Origin of the sequence: Alteromonas pelagimontana (assembly GCF_002499975.2) — a bacterium.
Classification (GTDB): Bacteria; Pseudomonadota; Gammaproteobacteria; order Enterobacterales; family Alteromonadaceae; genus Alteromonas; species Alteromonas pelagimontana.
The window spans coordinates 2,109,611-2,126,822 of record NZ_CP052766.1; the positions used below are offsets into that span (position 1 = coordinate 2,109,611).

Here is a 17,212-nt window from a genome sequence, read left to right on the forward strand (position 1 = left end):
TTACTGCTCCTTATTACATAGCGGAAAGCCGAGATCTTCACGAGCCTTGTAGTAACTTTCTGCACAGGCCTTGGATAATGCCCGCACTCGCAAGATATAACGCTGACGCTCAGTAACAGATATGGCGTGGCGAGCATCCAGCAAATTAAATGCGTGGGAAGCTTTCATAACTTGTTCGTAGGCCGGCAAAGGTAAATTTTTCTCAATAAGCAGTTGACTGGCTTGTTCACATTCATCAAATGTGCGAAAGAGAGCTTCTACATTGGCGTATTCAAAGTTATAAGCGGATTGTTCAACTTCGTTTTGGTGAAAAACATCACCGTAAGTCACTTTACCTCGTGGCCCGTCTGTCCATATCAGGTCGTAGATACTGTTCACCCCTTGGATATACATGGCGAGACGTTCCAGCCCGTAGGTGATTTCGCCGGTGACGGGTTTGCACTCGAGGCCACCTACTTGCTGGAAATAAGTAAACTGAGTAACTTCCATACCGTTTAGCCATACTTCCCAACCCAAGCCCCACGCCCCTAGTGTAGGAGACTCCCAGTTGTCTTCCACAAAGCGAATGTCATGCACTAAAGGATCGAACCCCAGTTCCTTTAATGAACCCAGGTAAAGCTCCTGAAAATTATCTGGGGAGGGCTTTAACATCACCTGAAACTGATAATAATGCTGCAACCGGTTAGGGTTTTCGCCATATCGGCCGTCTGTGGGGCGGCGGCAGGGTTGCACATAGGCGCTGCTGATAGGCTCCGGGCCTAAGGAGCGAAGAAATGTCATTGGGTGAAAGGTGCCTGCACCTACTTCCATGTCCAGGGGCTGTATGATAACGCACCCTTGGCGGGCCCAATAGTCCTGCAATGCAAGGATCAGCCCCTGAAAGGTTTTAATATCGTAGTTTTGCATACTATCGCTGCTTAAATACCGGCTATTCAAAGGTGGCATAGTATACAATTTGTATGACAGTGTATGTAGGCTTAAACTAGAGAAAAGTTACATTAAATCAGGATATTCTTCGGTTAGGGGCACGAAATGACTGCATCATCAACAAGGGCCGGTTAGTGCACCTGAATCAACAGCGATGGCCAAAGCGCTTAGGAAAAGTGGCTTTAAATTTGTGGGAAACCATCTATTATGCGTTTGTGCAGGCTGTGGACATGATAAACGACCCTGTGGCGAATTGTCACTGCTACAACGAAGTGTACCAATTAGCACGCGGGTAAAATGGGTGGTTAAGAAGAAAGAGAATCTGTGCACTCAAACAAGTTGTGCACAGTAGGTTTTAATGGCTTTTAGTTCATCAAGAACTTTGCTTTCGTGGCGGGATTCGATTTCCTCTCGAGCAATGTCTTGTTTCCGGCGCTCTACTTTACTTAACTTTTGCCTTTCTTCCAGCACCGCAAACCCACTTACATCGATGAACAGCGCGTAAATGTGAGGAAACTTCTCCCTGAAATTGGGCGGGGAAGTCAGCGGTAATGCGTTAAGTAAATTACACACTCTTATCGCGCCTTCAGACAAATCGCATTGTTGCTGCTCCATCGCCATGGCAATTACGCGGACGCTTTCTGTAATCTTTATTACCCGCTGTTGCCGAGCCGCCTCATGACGCTGGTTTTGGCGCTTTAACATAAACAACAAGCGACCGGCGTAAATTCCTAGCGCAATAATAATAGCCACGCCAGCTATCATTGCTATTGTCCAGTAAAGCTCGTTCATCTATTTCTTAAAATCATCAATGGATAGCGACTCAATACCAGCTAAAGGATCGTCATCTTCATCATCGGCCTCGGGAGAAATACCCAGGAGGTCACAAAGTATTTGGTGACGAGCCATATTTTCGTCTACATATTCTTGTTCTTCAGCGCGTAAAGTTTTACCGCTATCAATTTTATCCAGTAAAGCAGACAAACGAGGATCTGCTTCTAGCGCAGCAAGTTCTTCTGCTGGAGTGGCATACTTGCGAACAGCAGACTTTGACGGCGTGACAGATGATGATTTAGCGGCTTTTACCAAAGGAATCGGTTTTTTGCTGCCTACACGCGGATCCTGCTTCTGCTTAACCGGCTTGTCAGAAGCGCTGGCTTGCTCAACATTGTGGCGGCTACCAGCAGGTTTGCCTTTATGCTTCTTCGGCTTCTGCGACGTTGGCTCATTGCGGCCAGGAGGACGATTTGGATCCTTACGGACGCCAATTAGACCGACTTTTCTGGACTTTTTGCTTCTCTTTGCCATGTGACTCTTAAATGTGAGTGAAAAGTATTTTGGGTATTATAACGCGAATTCGTTATTGCTTCTGCAACAATACTACGTCTGAATCAACGAACTGGACTTTATAGTCCCAAGTCTTGCCGATATAGTTAAATGTGGCTTCGCTAAAGAAGCTTACATGCGTCATATCATTCTTATAGTGCCAGGTTTTAAACTTCTCTTTGCTTAGTACACGTTTGGTCATAATGGCTAGCCAGCTTCCAGGTTTCAATAGTTTGTCGAATAGTGCAATTTCCCTTGCTGGTTGGTGGAAATGTTCCATGGCTTCCGAACAACTAATAAAATCGTACTGCAGAGAAAGAGGTGCGGTATCAGGGTAAAAATATGGATCGTAAAGATTAACGCTATGACCACTTTTTTCAAGGATCCGGCGGAGCAGAGGAGCAGGGCCGCAGCCAAAATCCATTCCCAGGCACCGACGGTTATCCAGAACTTCTAGCAAGGGCATCGCCAGGCGCATCAAAAAACGGCGATAGCCTGCATCCTCTAGGTGGTTTTCATGAAGACGATACTCTTGCTCTTCTTGATAGCGAGTGGGTAGGGCTTCAGGACTTACAAAGACTAATTCACATCTGCCACATTGAAAGTATTGTCTGCGTTTATCTTGATGATAGAAAGTGGAAGATGAGTGGCAAAGCGGGCAGAACATGGGATAAGGCTCTATGAGAATATTAGTAATACAGTAAACTTGCTACGTTTGGATTTAAAAAAAAGGTGATGGCCGAAACCATCACCTTTATTGTTAGAGTGTCAAATGACACATCTCCCGTTTTTACACCTCAATGTGCAGCGCGCTGTCCTTTGCTTCGTTGCTCCCCTTATTATTCTTTTTCACAGAGCGAGAAATAATTTTTGTTTTAGGTCTTCCTGACGCTTTATCCGCTCATCCAATTTTATTATTGTTATATAGCTTGGACCGTTTCAATATCGGCTACCAAAACTAATGCAGTAGCATACACCTTTCCTGCGGAATTACAACTTTTTATGTAACATTTATTTAACAACCAATACAATTTGATTAGACTTAGTGTAATCCTGCTATGTAATTGGAAAGAACTTCGATGTCATTGTCGGTGAGCTTTTTCGCAATATCCCGCATCATGCCATTCATATCGTTATTACGATCACCGGCTCTGAATGCCTTAAGCTGAGCAGCAACGTACGCGGGATGCTGGCCACTTATATCAGGGAAACCTGCCAGGTCCATGCCGTTACCGTTAGGGCCGTGACAAGCGATACATGCTGTTACACCACGCTCGTTGTCACCGCCACGGTACAGAGATTCACCGGGTTCAATAAATTGTTCGGGAGTTTCCCCTGGCTTTTCCGTCTGACTGGAAAAATAAGCGGCTAAATCGAGCATATCTTCTTCTGAAAGGGGAGCTGCCATGCCATTCATTATGGGGCTGTTACGTCCTTCCTCTCCGCCAGTTTCGGCTGCCAGCTTGAAGTCTTTAAGCTGTTTTACAATATAATTCGGGTGTTGATCTGCTAATTTAGGATTCGCATCAATCATGCTATTTCCATCAGGACCATGACAGGCTGCACAAACAGTTGACTTCGCTTTACCGGCTTCAGGATCACCAGCAGCAACAGCTGAAGCAGAAAGCCCTAAAGACATACACATCAACAAACAGAGTTTTTTCATAATTTATCTCTACAATGGATCCAATGGCTTGCGCGATTTACGTGATATCATACGTATTTTACACATTTACTGCGCCAGAAAAACCTATTCCATGATAAAACTATGGTTTTACATCCTTTTTCTCATGGCGACGGGCACATAAAATCGTAAGACGCAGTATAGACGGATAATCACCATGACGTATTACACAAAAGCAAAGTTTCTTACCAGCGCACCGGATATCCGTCATCTTGCTGAGGATGACGGTATAGAAGTTGCCTTTGCTGGACGATCCAACGCAGGCAAATCCAGCGCTTTGAATACGCTTACCCGCCAAAGAAGTCTTGCCCGGACGAGCAAGACGCCAGGACGGACGCAGCTCATTAACGTATTTGAGCTTGACGAACGCCGGCGCTTAGTAGATTTGCCCGGCTATGGCTTCGCGCAAGTGCCTATAGAAATGAAGAAAAAGTGGCAGCGCTCGTTAGGGGAGTATCTTCAGAAACGCAAAAACCTTAAAGGTATTGTGGTACTGATGGACATTCGTCATCCTTTTAAAGATCTCGATCAGGATTTGATATATTGGGCTGTTGCTGCAGAGCTACCAGTACTTGCGTTGCTGACAAAATCCGACAAGTTAAAATCTGGTAAGCGCAAGGCGCAGTTGATGATGGCTCAGGAGGCGGCGCTAGCGTTTATGGGAGATGTGACTGTACAAACGTTTTCTTCGCTGTCGAAGCAAGGGCTGCCAGAACTAGAAACCGTTCTTGATAAATGGCTAGAGATACAAAAAGATCCCACCCCAAAATAAAAAATCCCCACCAGTAGGTGGGGAAAAGGACTGAGAGAAAACACATAAAAACCGATTATAAGAGTACCCGTAGAAGCCGTTAGTTCAAAAGAAATTGAAAAAAGTTAAATTATTTTTAAATTCACTAATTTTCAACGGGTTACATATATATTTTTCTACATTACTTATCTTCAGGCATAAAAAAACCCCGACAAGTCGTCGGGGTTAAAGCAAAGGTTTGAAAACAGATTTCTCACCTCTGTACCCTACGAGGTTAAGGGTACAACAAGGGCAAGAAAACGCAAGTCTCTTTTGTAATTTAATTACCAAAAATGGCGAGATATTGCGCAGTAATGGCTTGTTTTCTGTAATCTAATTTCTGTTAGTGTGCTTCATCCCAGTTTTCTCCTACTCCTGCTTCTACTACAAGAGGAACAGAAAGATTAGCCGCTTGCTGCATCAGAGAAACGATCTTCTCTTTATACTCCTCGACTAAGTGCTCTTTTATTTCAAAAACAAGTTCATCGTGAACCTGCATCATCATATGTACGTCCTGCTTAGCGTGTTGAGTAATCCATTCATCGACCTTCAACATGGCCATTTTTATAATATCAGCTGCAGTGCCTTGCATGGGCGCGTTGATGGCCGCGCGTTCAGCACCTTTGCGGCGGGCACCATTACTGGCTTTAATGTCGGGAAGATATAAACGTCTTCCAAGTACTGTTTCTACGTAGCCTTTTTCTTTGGCATGCTGACGGGTTTCATCCATATACTGCAACACGCCCGGGTAACGTTCGAAATAAAGATTCATATAGAGCTGAGCATCGTGGCGCGGTATCGCTAGTTGTCGCGACAACCCGAAAGCAGACATGCCGTAAATCAGCCCAAAGTTGATCGCTTTGGCGCTGCGCCGCTGGTCGCTCGTGACGTCTTCTAACGCTACACCAAAAACCTCAGCGGCGGTTGCTTTATGAATGTCTTTTCCTTCGGAAAATGCGCTGAGCAAACCTTTATCCTGAGAGAGATGCGCCATTATCCGCAGTTCAATTTGCGAATAGTCCGCAGCAACAATTTTGTATCCTTCACGGGGCACAAACGCCTGACGCACGCGTCGACCCTCTTCAGTGCGAATAGGTATGTTCTGTAGATTAGGATCGGTAGAAGAAAGCCTTCCGGTAGCGGTAACCGCTTGATGGTAGGAAGTGTGCACTCGTCCCGTGCGATGATTTATCATTTTCGGAAGCTTATCGGTATAGGTGCTTTTTAGCTTCGTCATTCCCCGGTAATCCATAATCATCTTGGGAATAGGGTACTCTAAAGCCAGTTCCTGTAGCACTTCCTCAGATGTAGAGGGCGCACCTTTAGGTGTTTTCTTCAATACCGGTATCGCCAGCTTTTCAAACAGAATTTGCTGGAGCTGCTTGGTAGAACCCAAATTAAAAGTTTCGCCGGCTTGTTCATGAACCGCTTTTTCCAGCTCTATAATCCGCTTAGCCAAGGTTTGGCTTTGCTGCTTAAGCTGCTGGCTGTCAATTAATACTCCGGATTGTTCCATACGAGATAACACACTTGACAGCGGCACTTCTATATCGACCAGTATGGTTTTAAGCTTTTCTTCTTTGCGAAGTTTTTCCCACAAAATCTGGTGTAGCCGAAATGTAATATCAGCATCTTCTGCGGCATAGGGAGCGGCTTCTTCAAGCGCAATTTGATTAAACGTAAGCTGCTTTGCGCCTTTGCCAGCAATTTCTTCAAAATGAATAGTTTTGTGACTAAGGTAAGCTAACGCCAGCGAATCCATATCGTGGCGTGTGGCTGTGCTGTTCAGCACGTAAGACTCCAGCATGGTATCAAAGGCAATGCCGCGCAAAGTGATATCGTAGTTAGCCAACACGTTCTTATCGTACTTGATATGCTGTCCAACCTTTTTGATATTTTCATCTTCAAGTAAAGGCTTGAGCTTAGCGAGTACCCAGTCTCTATTGAGTTGTTCTGGCGCGTCAGGGTAATCATGAGCAACCGGAACATAGGCTGCTTCACCAGGTGCGGTACAAAAAGATACGCCTACCAGTTGAGCTTCCATATAATCCAGACTGGTGGTTTCCGTATCAAAGGCTATCAGTGGTGCAGCTTTCAGCTTTTCCAGCCACCGATCAAAATCTGCCTCGGAAAAAATTGTTTCGTAATTGTCAGCGCTAATATCTGATACAGGCGCGGTGTCTGGCGCTACAGCACCAGAACTTTCTTTTGCAGAAGCATCAGCTGCCACTTCTGAAGCTATTTCGCTATGCCAGCGTTTGAATTCATATTCAGCAAAGAGGTGTTTGAGGGCGTCGTTATCAGGTTGTGTGGGCGTAAGGGTCTCTGGCGTATATTCCAGTTTTACATCCAGACTGATAGTTGCCAACGTGTATGAGATCCGCGCTTGTTCTTCGTACTCCTGCATTTTTACTGCTAAAGTCTTACTGCCACGGAATCCCAGATCGGCAATTTTATCCAGATTTTTGTAAATGGCATCAATTCCGCCGATACCATTTAAAAGAGCCTGCGCGCTTTTATCGCCCACTCCCGGTACGCCGGGAATGTTGTCTACTTTGTCTCCTTTTAGCGCAAGGAAATCCACCACCAGTTCCGGCGGAATACCAAATTTCTCTTTTACGCCTTCAACATCCAACAACTGATTGGTCATTGTATTAATCAGCATGACGTGCTTATTTACCAGCTGCGCCATATCTTTGTCGCCGGTGCTGATTAACGTATCAATTCCCTTTGCTGTGGCGGCGTGAGCCAGTGTGCCAATGACATCATCAGCCTCAACCCCATCTTCAATGATAATAGGTAAACCCATCGCTCGAATAATGTTATGAAGCGGTTCTATCTGGCTTCTGAGCTCGTCGGGCATCTGAGGGCGGTTAGCTTTATACTCTTTATATATTTCGTCACGAAAGGTTTTACCTTTGGCATCAAACACAACTGCAATATGCGAAGGATGATATTGCTTGATTAAGCTACGTAGCATGTTGATCACACCATAGATCGCACCCGTATCTTGCCCTTTCGAATTGGTAAGGGGAGGGAGCCCATGAAATGCACGGAAAAGGTAAGACGATCCATCCACCAGGATGAACGGAGGATTTTGGTTATTCGACATAAGCTCGCAAACATGGAAGTAAATTATGCGAAAGGATGCCATAGGCGCAAGGTGATCGCTACTGGCGAGAGGGAATAAAAGTGAGATCGGCTGTGGATAACTTTGTGATCTAAACCCCTGAGAAAGATGATCAGTATGATCCTTCTGCAGCAGATCAAATACTTGGAGATCGAGAAAAATAAGGTACTAGCAATATTATTTGCTATCGCGCACTTGCTTTTTGAACTTTCCGCAATGATGTGGATAACTTAGCAAGGAGGTTTTTATGTTTAACCAAATTGGGATAGTAATGTAGCATAATGGATATAAATTCTTTATGGATATTTACATAATATTTTCTTACGCTGTCGTTTAAATATTAGACAAAATTGCATAAGACAGCATCAGCAAGGTTTGGGAGGACAAAATGAAAAAAGTTGCAGTCATTCTAAGTGGCAGTGGTGTCTTTGATGGCACAGAAATTCATGAAGCTGTGCTGACATTGTTGGCGATAAGACAGCATGGTGGGCAATACCAATGTTTTGCACCAGATAAAAGCCAATTGCATGTGGTAAATCATTTGACCGGTGAAGAAGTCGTAGGGGAGAGCCGTAATGTGTTGGTGGAGTCGGCCAGAATCGCGCGGGGAGAAATAAAGCCGGTAACTGAATGTAAGGAAGAAGACTTTGATGCCATTATTCTGCCAGGCGGATTTGGTGCAGCGAAGAATCTGTGTACCTTTGCGACGAAGGGCGCTGATTGCAGTGTAGATGAAGATGTTATGGCTGTATGCAAAGCGTTTGCTGAAGCCGGAAAACCTGCGGGTTACGCTTGCATCGCGCCAGCATTAGCTGCCGCAGTATATGGAAACAATGTTAAATTAACTATTGGAGATGATGAGGCCACCGCAGCAGGAATTAATAAGTTGGGCGCTCAACATGTAAATTGCCAAGTCGATGACATTGTTGTAGATACAGAAGTAAAACTGGTCACTACGCCCGCGTATATGCTTGCTCAAGACATTTTAGAAGCCCATGCAGGGCTGAATAAAATGGTTCAAACCGTACTGGGTATGCAGTAGTTTCTCGGTGGAGGGGGGGCAATTTGACTTTCCCTTTCGCTCCTTCCACCGCATAATAAAAAGAGAAGTTTAAATCCGCCCGCAAAAAATCGCGGAGAAACAGAACAGGCACGTCCTTCCTCCAATCATCTGAAGGCACGCATAAAAAAATAATAAGGCTCATTGGAACATGCACTATCGTGCGATTGTACGTATTCTGGGATTGCTGGTCGCCCTATTTAGCGTAAACATGATCCCTCCAGCTGTTGTTTCTTTAATTTACGGCGACGGTAGCGGCCTGCCTTTCATTCTTGCATTCATTTTATGTGTGCTTACCGGCACGGCTATGTGGTACCCAAACCGGGATCATCGTAAAGATTTGCGCGCCAAGGAAGGGTTTCTTATCGTAGTGCTGTTCTGGACGGTGCTGGCTAGCTTCGGGGCGATCCCATTTATATTGCTTGAGCAGCCTTCGATGTCAGTCACCGATGCGTTTTTTGAATCGTTCTCTGGCCTCACGACTACTGGCGCGACGGTAATTCAGGGAATAGAGTTTTTGCCCCATTCCATTCAATTTTATCGCCAGCAGCTACAGTGGCTAGGCGGCATGGGTATCATTGTACTTGCCGTTGCCATATTACCGATTCTTGGGGTAGGGGGTATGCAGCTATATAGGGCGGAGATTCCGGGTCCGGTAAAAGATTCAAAGATGACGCCGCGGATTGCTGATACCGCTAAGCATCTCTGGTACATATACCTGATGCTGACTATCGCTTGTACTCTCGCTTATTATTTGGCGGGTATGGGATGGTTCGACGCCATTTGCCATTCCTTTTCTACTGTTGCCATCGGAGGTTTTTCTACGCATGATGCAAGCTTGGGCTATTTCGACAGTCCCATGGTCAACGTAGTTGCTGCAGTGTTTCTCATGATTGCTGCGCTCAATTTTTCTTTACACTATGCAGCCGCGAGCTCCCGCTCTTTTAAAGGGTATTTGGGTGACCCGGAATTTAAAGCATTTCTGTTCATACAGGTAACGCTTATCGTTATCTGCTTCTTTGTACTTGTGCTTACTGAATATTACACGTCCGCTGAAGAGGCGTTGGATCAGGCGTTAATTCAAGCTGTTTCTATTAGCACCACGGCGGGGTTTGCCACCACTGATTTCTCATCATGGCCTTCATTTTTGCCAATTCTATTAATATTCGCGAGCTTTATCGGCGGTTGCGCCAGTTCTACCGGCGGTGGGCTTAAAGTAGTGCGGGTGCTTCTGTTATTTTTACAAGGGAAGCGAGAAATCGATCGGCTCATCCATCCTAAAGCGGTTTATTCGGTTAAATTAGGTGAACGGGCAATGCCTGATCGCGTGGTAGAAGCAGTATGGGGTTTCTTTTCAGCCTACGCTACAGTCTTCGTTATTATTATGATTGGTATGATCGCTACAGGTTTAGACAATATTTCAGCCTTTACCGCGACCGCTGCAACGTTAAATAACTTAGGTCCAGGATTAGGTAGTGTGGCTGCTTCTTACTCCGAAGTCACCGACGCTGGAAAATGGTTACTGGTGACAGCAATGTTGTTTGGCCGGCTGGAAATATTTTCCTTGTTAGTTCTGTTCTCGCCCACCTTCTGGCGTAGCTAGTTGTCGAGGAATACTAACGGGTCTGCTTTACCTACTCAACAAACAAGACTACGTTAACCAAAAAAGAACGCGCTGGGCTGAAACAGCTTCTCTACATCGTTAATGTATTTCTTATCTACCAGGAAAAGAATGACATGATCATTGGCTTCGATGACAGTATCGCGATGCGCAATAATCACCTGCTCATCACGTACTACAGCGCCAATCGTGGTGCCGGGTGGTAACTTAATATCACCGATTTCCCGGCCTACCACTTTCGATGTATTTTCATCGCCATGAGCAATAGCTTCTATAGCTTCTGCTGCGCCCCGGCGAAGTGAGTACACATTAACTATGTCGCCCCGTCGAATGTGAGTAAGTAACGCCGAGATGGTGGCTTGCTGGGGAGAAAAGGCAATATCAATTTCACCACCTTGAACCAAATCTACATAGGCGCTACGTTGAATCAGCACCATAGCTTTTTGCGCACCCATTCGTTTGGCAAGCATTGCAGACATGATGTTGGCTTCGTCATCATTGGTGACAGCAATGAAAGCATCGACGCGATCGATACTTTCTTCGTTTAATAATTCCGGGTCGGATGCATCGCCACAAAAGACAATGGTTTTATCTAAATGAGCTGAGAGATACTGCGCCCGTTCAGCACTGTACTCAATAAGTTTTACGTTATGATTGTGTTCTAAACGTTTGGCCAGCCCGGCGCCTATTAAACCGCCACCGGCTATCATAATACGCTTATAGCTGGATTCCAGCTTTTGCAGTTCACTCATTACGGCACGAATGTGCTTTGTTGCCGCAATAAAAAAAACTTCATCGTCAGCTTCAATTACTGTGGTGCCCAGCGGGCGAATTGGCCTGCCGCGACGGTATATAGCGGCTACGCGAGTTTCTACATTGGGCATGTGTTCTTTAAGCGCTGATAACGCGTGTCCTACTAATAGCCCACCATAATAAGCTTTCACCGCTACCAAGCTGGCTTTACCCTCTGCAAATTCAACCACTTGCAAAGCTCCGGGATAATCGATGAGCCGCTTAATCGCTTTAGTAACTAATTGCTCAGGTGCAATAATATGATCAACGGGAATATTTTGCTGCTTATACAGCTGTTCCTGATAAATGATGTATTGTTCGCTACGCACCCGCGCTATTTTTGTTGGGGTTTTAAAGAGGCTATAGGCGACCTGACACGCCAGCATGTTACTCTCATCACTGTTAGTTACAGCAATAAGCATATCGGCGTCTTCGGCACCGGCTTTCTTTAATACATCTGGATGAGAACCGACTCCGGCAACAACCTGCAAATCCAGTCTGTCCTGCAGAACACGCAACGTATTTGGATCAGAATCAATAACGGTGATTTCATTTTTCTCACCCACCAGGTTTTCTGCCAGTGTACCGCCGACTTGTCCAGCGCCTAGGATGATGATCTTCATTACGTTCCGTTATGTTCTGCTGTTATCAAGACAACGACTTTACCAGCCTCGCGTAGTAGAAGCCATCCATATGGTGTTCTCCAGGCAAGATTTGACGACCTGGATTTTGTGGTGTTTCTGTATCGGAAAGAGGAATTAAAGTCGCATCAGAATGAGAGTGTAAAAATTTGGCTATTTGCTGGGAATTTTCAGCGGGAAGAATAGAACAGGTCGCATACAATAGCGTTCCACCGTCCTTTAGTAACGGCCAAAGGGCATGTAAAATATCTTCCTGCAGCGAGACCAGCGTAGTGATATCTGCTGCATTGCGTAGCCAGCGAATATCTGGGTGGCGGCGAATTACACCGGTTGCAGAACAGGGAGCATCCAGCAGTATGCGATCAAACGGCTTACCATCCCACCAGCCGGCAGGGGCAGCAGCATCACCGGTAATAATGGTTGGGTTGTGATTGAGCCGCTGCATGTTTTGCCGCACTCGCGCCATACGCAGTTCATCATTGTCCAGCGCAATACATTGTAAAAGCTGAGGTTGTATTTCCATAATATGACCCGTTTTACCGCCGGGGGCCGCGCAGCAATCGAGTATACGTTCTCCAGGCTGCGGCGCTAAATAGGCGGCCGCTAACTGTGCAGCGCCATCCTGCACGGCAAACCAGCCTTCGTTAAATCCGGGCAACGCAGTAATATCGGTACGAGTCTCTAATATTAAGGCGCTGGGGTGCGTTTCTACAATGTGGTAGTTCACGCTTTGTTTATCTAGCGCTAACGCAAATTGCTCGCGGGTGAGTTTTGCAGTGTTTACTCTTAACCAGATCGGCGCAACGGTATTGGTTTGCTCAACAATTTCATCCAATTGAGTGGGATACGCCTGTAAAATTTGTTTATACAACCACTTAGGTAAGCCACTTTTTATAATGGGATCGGTAACGGGTTCTTCGTTTAGCTTTTGACGCTCGAAATTTCGCAGCACAGCATTTACCAGACCTTTTAACGATGTACCATCAAGATACGACGCTGCATTTACTGTTTCTCCTACAGCGGCGTGAGTTGAAACACGTGAAAAAGCAAGCTGGTATAAACCCAGCAGAATAAGATGCTCCAGTATCTTCTTATTACCTTTAAGGGGACGATCTAATAAAACACGTAGCCAGGTTTGCAGGAGCGGTAATTGCCGAAGTACGCCCATAGACATTTCCTGAATCCAGGCGTTATCGCGAGGACCATGCCGGCGCTGCACTTTCTCTAAGCAACTTGTTGAAGATCTGCCAGCCTCTAATACCTGGTAAATTACCCAGGCGGTATCAGCACGAAGATTCTTTTGGCGAGGAAGGGGTACGTTCATCTACGTATTTTCGCCAATAAGGGTGCCGGGTTTAAACCAGTTTTGGCGGGCATTGAGAACATCTGCTGCCGATAACGCTTTTTTGCCAGGAATCTGGATTAACTCCAATTGTAAAGGCTTAGTGCCAGTGGCAATAACAATGCCTTGTTTGCCAGCGCGAAGTACGGTGCCGGGGGAAGCGGTAGATGTCTCCTGTAACACAGAAGCCTGCCATACTTTAACGTTTTCCTGCCCTACCTGCATCCACGCAACAGGCCAGGGATTAAAGGCTCGTATATTACGTTCTATTTGAACGGCGTCGTCGTTCCAGTCTATTAATGCTTCTTCTTTAGATAACTTTTTTGCGTAAGTTGCAGCGTCGTTATCTTGCGCGCTCGGCTGTAGCGAGGACAGGTTATCAAGCACTGTAATGAGGGCTTGAGGACCGAGTTCGGCCAGCTTTTCGTAAAGTGTAGCACTGGTATCATCGGCGGTAACAGGCAAACGGGCTACATGTAACATAGCGCCAGTGTCCAGACCTTCATCCATCTGCATAATCGTTATGCCGGTTTCATCGTCGCCTGCCCAAATTGCTCGCTGAATAGGGGCTGCGCCACGCCATTTAGGTAATATAGAGCCGTGAACATTAATACAGCCTTGCGGCGGGGTATCAAGTACCGCTTTTGGGAGTATTAAACCGTAAGCAACCACTACCATAATGTCGGCGTTGATATTTTTAAGCTCAGCCTGCGCATCAGCAGTTTTTAAAGTTTGCGGCTGATAAACCGTAATATTATGCTCCTGCGCCAGTTGCTTAACCGGACTCGCGGTTAGCTTTTTACCGCGCCCCGCGGGACGATCAGGTTGAGTATAAACAGCAACGACTTGGTGGTGAGAGGCAAGTAACGCCTGAAGGTGCTTTGCAGCGAAATCAGGCGTACCAGCAAATATAACGCGAAGTGGATGGGACACAAATAACCCTATTATTTAGCCGCGAGTCGGGCTTCTTTTTCTAGCTTTTTACGAATGCGCTGACGTTTAAGTGGTGAAAGATAATCCACAAATAATACGCCTTTAAGATGATCCAATTCATGCTGAATGCAAATGGCTAAAAGCCCTTCTGCTTCGAGTTCAAACGGTTGACCTTCAGCGTCAAGCGCAGAAACCTTTACTTTTTCCGCACGCTCCACTTTCGCATAGTTGCCCGGAACAGAAAGACAACCTTCTTCACTGATTGTATTGCCTTCTTTTACGATAATTTCGGGGTTTATGAATACACGCGGTTCATTCTGATCTTCAGATACATCCATTACCACCACACGCACGTGACGATCCACTTGCGTAGCGGCAAGGCCAATACCTTTTTCGTCACGCATGGTGTCGAACATATCAGCGATAAGCTGCTTAATTTCTTCGTTTACCTCTGTCACCGGAGCTGCAACAGTACGCAGCCTTTCGTCAGGGAAACTAAGTACATCTAATATTGCCATTTTTTGTCAACTACACTTTCGTCTGTATGAATTAATATACGATCCAATTACCAGCATTATTTACACATTGGTTTCAGTTACTATTCTAACGTATAACACATTATTTCGTGCAATTTTTTGTCGGTTGGCTGAATAACTACGAGCATATGCCGATATGGTGTCGATGCGACAAAAATCAAATTACAAAAGGGCTGGGCAAGAATGACACATTGGTTGAAAAGATGGCGCAAGCATGGCCTGCTGGCAATGATCGGCGCATTATTGTTGGTACCTGTATCATTCGCTTACGCTGTCACGATAAAGGAAAATGCGCCTAAAACCTATACAGTACAACAGAACGATACCCTTTGGGACATCGCCAGCTTGTTTCTGGATAAGCCTTGGTTATGGCCAGATTTATGGCGAAAAAATACGCAGATCGCAAATCCTCATCTTATTTATCCTGGCGATGTGTTAACTATTCGGATGGTAGATGGGCTACCGGTGATGCAGGTTGCCCGTGAGAAAAAGCATCTCACTTTGTCTCCCACTATGATTAAACAAGCTAAACCCGTCCCGATAGGCATCTTGCCGTGGGCGGCCATTGCTCCCTACATCAATAAAAATGAATTAATAGAAGAGGACGAGTACGAAAAGTTGCCGTACATACTGGGTAACCCTACAGGTAGCATGCGCTTTGTTAGCGACGATTTAGTACTTAGTCGAAGCTACGGCCGTTCTAACGATCAGTACCGGGTTGTGCGCAAGCAGGCTACTATAAAAGACCTGGAAGGCGAGGTGCTGGGGGTGCAGATTCATCACGTTGCCGATGCCAGCATGGTTGAGGATGATGTTCCACAGCAATGGCTTATCAAAGTTGATCAATCCAACTTCGAAGCCCGTCGCGGTGACCGTCTATTTTCCGGTGAGTTTACCAACGCACAAAACTTAAAAATTCAGGCGGCGCGAGATCAGCGGGGCCATGTTGTGGATAATCTGCATCAGCATGAGCTGCTGGGTAGACATGATGTTGTCATTGTTGACTTAGGTGCCGCGGACGTGGACCCCGGAATGGTAATGGGCATCTACGCACAAGGACCAGATATCATTGATGGCGAAACGCCACGCTACGCGAATGAAAGCAATGCCGTATACAGCATATTTGATGATGGCTCTACGGTAGTACAGCCGGCAATAAAAATTGGCGAGCTGATTATTTTCAAGACATATGATAAAGCAAGTTACGGCATTATTACTCGTGCCAGAGAGTTAGTAAAAATCGGCGCGATTGTCGCAAATCCATAAGCCTTTACTACGCCGTTTCTTGCAAGGAGAAACAGCGTGTTAACTACTCTTTCATCTACTCTTACGCCTGTGCAAACAGCATGGTTGCGTATTGCTTCAATTCCGGGAATATCGCCTGCTACCTGGCTTCATTTTATGGAGACGTATTCCCTGGACATCTTGCAATTATTCTCCGATGACCTGAGCTTTTTGAGCAAAAAAGATGAGCTTCAGGTGCAAGCCGCAATAGGAAAAATTCGGGATGAGCTTGTTACGCGCGCAGAAACATGGTTAGTACAAAACGAGCAGCATCATATAATCACGTTTTCTAGTCCCGCTTATCCTGATGCACTGCGGCAACTTCCGTCTCCGCCGCTGGTACTGTTTGTCACCGGGACGTTATCGCGTCTTCAGCAGCCTCCACTTGCTATTGTTGGCAGTCGCCGAGCTACACAGCAGGGATTAGGGATAGCGAAATCTTTCGCCACAGAACTGGCCTTTAGCGGTCTTAACGTTATCAGCGGTATGGCAGCGGGCATCGACGCTGCTGCTCATCAAGGAGCCGTTGCGGTTGAAGGCCGCACCATTGCAGTAGTTGGAACCGGTCCGGATCTGGTTTACCCAAAGCGTCATCAGGCTTTACATACTCAAATAATAGAACAAGGTGGTGCAGTTATTAGCGAGTTCTGGCCGGGAATGCCGCCGAGAGCTCAACATTTTCCCCGGCGCAACCGGATTATCGCTGCCATGGGGATCGGTACCTTAGTCGTAGAAGCAACAATTAAAAGCGGCACCTTGATAACTGCGAAAATGGCCGCAGATCTAGGCAAAGACGTTTTTGCGGTGCCGGGCAATATCAATAATCCCATGACACAAGGCTGTCATTATCTGATCCAGCAAGGCGCTAAGCTTGTTACCTGTCTAGACGACATCCTCGAAGAATTCTCGCATCTGACTGAATCCTCTCAGCAAATCAGCGCTGCGAGCGGGGAAAAAAGTGAAGACGAAAGCTTGGCAACAGATAAATTATTAGCTAGTGTGGATTATGATGTCACTGCAATTGACATTATTGCCGAACGTAACGCGCTGCCTGTTTCTGACGTACTGGCAGCATTACTAGAGTATGAGTTACGTGGTCTGGTGGCCGCCGTTCCTGGAGGTTACGTCAAATTGAGGGGGAAATAA

At 46.0% G+C, this 17,212-nt stretch carries 15 protein-coding genes; 5 read left to right on the plus strand and 10 right to left on the minus strand.

Annotated elements, in window-relative coordinates; translation table 11 throughout:
- From glyQ to CA267_RS09445, 5 genes are all read right to left on the minus strand, one after another.
- Positions 1–906, minus strand: a complete 906-nt coding sequence (gene glyQ, locus CA267_RS09425; protein ID WP_075607720.1) for a glycine--tRNA ligase subunit alpha — start codon at positions 904–906, stop codon at positions 1–3.
- 351 nt (positions 907–1,257) lie between these two features.
- The gene (locus CA267_RS09430; RefSeq protein ID WP_075607719.1) at positions 1,258–1,719 is read right to left on the minus strand and encodes a DUF2489 domain-containing protein; all 462 of its coding nucleotides are present in this window, start codon (positions 1,717–1,719) and stop codon (positions 1,258–1,260) included.
- Complete coding sequence (yihI, locus tag CA267_RS09435) at positions 1,720–2,235, minus strand: Der GTPase-activating protein YihI (RefSeq protein WP_075607718.1); 516 nt, start codon at positions 2,233–2,235, stop codon at positions 1,720–1,722.
- Positions 2,236–2,287: 52 nt separating this feature from the next.
- Positions 2,288–2,920, minus strand: a complete 633-nt coding sequence (locus CA267_RS09440) for a class I SAM-dependent methyltransferase (protein ID WP_075607717.1) — start codon at positions 2,918–2,920, stop codon at positions 2,288–2,290.
- Between the two features lie 375 nt (positions 2,921–3,295).
- Positions 3,296–3,919 (minus strand): c-type cytochrome, encoded by a 624-nt coding sequence (locus tag CA267_RS09445; RefSeq protein WP_075607716.1) that lies wholly within the window; start codon positions 3,917–3,919, stop codon positions 3,296–3,298.
- Positions 3,920–4,094: 175 nt separating this feature from the next.
- Here CA267_RS09445 and yihA point away from each other — a divergent pair, with 175 nt between their 5' ends.
- Positions 4,095–4,709, plus strand: a complete 615-nt coding sequence (yihA, locus tag CA267_RS09450; RefSeq protein WP_075607715.1) for a ribosome biogenesis GTP-binding protein YihA/YsxC — start codon at positions 4,095–4,097, stop codon at positions 4,707–4,709.
- A gap of 361 nt (positions 4,710–5,070) precedes the next feature.
- Here yihA and polA read toward each other — a convergent pair whose 3' ends face one another.
- Positions 5,071–7,839, minus strand: a complete 2,769-nt coding sequence (gene polA / locus CA267_RS09455) for a DNA polymerase I (protein ID WP_075607714.1) — start codon at positions 7,837–7,839, stop codon at positions 5,071–5,073.
- A gap of 406 nt (positions 7,840–8,245) precedes the next feature.
- Between polA and elbB the strand changes: the two genes are divergently transcribed.
- Positions 8,246–8,899, plus strand: a complete 654-nt coding sequence (gene elbB, locus CA267_RS09460; protein WP_075607713.1) for an isoprenoid biosynthesis glyoxalase ElbB — start codon at positions 8,246–8,248, stop codon at positions 8,897–8,899.
- A 169-nt stretch (positions 8,900–9,068) separates the two neighbouring features.
- Positions 9,069–10,520, plus strand: coding sequence for a TrkH family potassium uptake protein (locus CA267_RS09465; protein ID WP_075607712.1), 1,452 nt, complete (start codon positions 9,069–9,071; stop codon positions 10,518–10,520).
- 53 nt (positions 10,521–10,573) lie between these two features.
- On the opposite strand, the gene trkA is transcribed toward CA267_RS09465, so the two are convergent.
- Genes trkA through def form a run of 4 tightly spaced genes read right to left on the minus strand, consistent with a single transcriptional unit; the run spans position 10,574 to position 14,764 of the window.
- On the minus strand, positions 10,574–11,953 hold the full coding sequence (gene trkA / locus CA267_RS09470) for a Trk system potassium transporter TrkA (RefSeq protein ID WP_075607711.1): 1,380 nt from the start codon (positions 11,951–11,953) through the stop codon (positions 10,574–10,576).
- 25 nt (positions 11,954–11,978) lie between these two features.
- Positions 11,979–13,295, minus strand: coding sequence for a 16S rRNA (cytosine(967)-C(5))-methyltransferase RsmB (gene rsmB / locus CA267_RS09475; protein WP_075607710.1), 1,317 nt, complete (start codon positions 13,293–13,295; stop codon positions 11,979–11,981).
- Positions 13,296–14,246: a methionyl-tRNA formyltransferase gene (fmt, locus tag CA267_RS09480; protein WP_075607709.1), complete on the minus strand. Its 951-nt coding sequence runs from the start codon at positions 14,244–14,246 to the stop codon at positions 13,296–13,298.
- Between the two features lie 11 nt (positions 14,247–14,257).
- Positions 14,258–14,764, minus strand: a complete 507-nt coding sequence (def, locus tag CA267_RS09485; protein WP_075607708.1) for a peptide deformylase — start codon at positions 14,762–14,764, stop codon at positions 14,258–14,260.
- Between the two features lie 201 nt (positions 14,765–14,965).
- On the opposite strand from def, the gene CA267_RS09490 reads away from it, so the two are divergent.
- Complete coding sequence (locus CA267_RS09490; RefSeq protein ID WP_075607707.1) at positions 14,966–16,048, plus strand: LysM peptidoglycan-binding domain-containing protein; 1,083 nt, start codon at positions 14,966–14,968, stop codon at positions 16,046–16,048.
- A 36-nt stretch (positions 16,049–16,084) separates the two neighbouring features.
- Positions 16,085–17,212: a DNA-processing protein DprA gene (gene dprA / locus CA267_RS09495; protein ID WP_075607706.1), complete on the plus strand. Its 1,128-nt coding sequence runs from the start codon at positions 16,085–16,087 to the stop codon at positions 17,210–17,212.

Coding starts and splice junctions, on each gene's coding strand:
- glyQ (WP_075607720.1), bottom strand. CDS start 906: ATGCAAAACTACGATATTAAAACCTTTCAGGGGCTGATCCTTGCATTG.
- CA267_RS09430 (WP_075607719.1), bottom strand. CDS start 1,719: ATGAACGAGCTTTACTGGACAATAGCAATGATAGCTGGCGTGGCTATT.
- yihI (WP_075607718.1), bottom strand. CDS start 2,235: ATGGCAAAGAGAAGCAAAAAGTCCAGAAAAGTCGGTCTAATTGGCGTC.
- CA267_RS09440 (WP_075607717.1), bottom strand. CDS start 2,920: ATGTTCTGCCCGCTTTGCCACTCATCTTCCACTTTCTATCATCAAGAT.
- CA267_RS09445 (WP_075607716.1), bottom strand. CDS start 3,919: ATGAAAAAACTCTGTTTGTTGATGTGTATGTCTTTAGGGCTTTCTGCT.
- yihA (WP_075607715.1), top strand. CDS start 4,095: ATGACGTATTACACAAAAGCAAAGTTTCTTACCAGCGCACCGGATATC.
- polA (WP_075607714.1), bottom strand. CDS start 7,839: ATGTCGAATAACCAAAATCCTCCGTTCATCCTGGTGGATGGATCGTCT.
- elbB (WP_075607713.1), top strand. CDS start 8,246: ATGAAAAAAGTTGCAGTCATTCTAAGTGGCAGTGGTGTCTTTGATGGC.
- CA267_RS09465 (WP_075607712.1), top strand. CDS start 9,069: ATGCACTATCGTGCGATTGTACGTATTCTGGGATTGCTGGTCGCCCTA.
- trkA (WP_075607711.1), bottom strand. CDS start 11,953: ATGAAGATCATCATCCTAGGCGCTGGACAAGTCGGCGGTACACTGGCA.
- rsmB (WP_075607710.1), bottom strand. CDS start 13,295: ATGAACGTACCCCTTCCTCGCCAAAAGAATCTTCGTGCTGATACCGCC.
- def (WP_075607708.1), bottom strand. CDS start 14,764: ATGGCAATATTAGATGTACTTAGTTTCCCTGACGAAAGGCTGCGTACT.
- CA267_RS09490 (WP_075607707.1), top strand. CDS start 14,966: ATGACACATTGGTTGAAAAGATGGCGCAAGCATGGCCTGCTGGCAATG.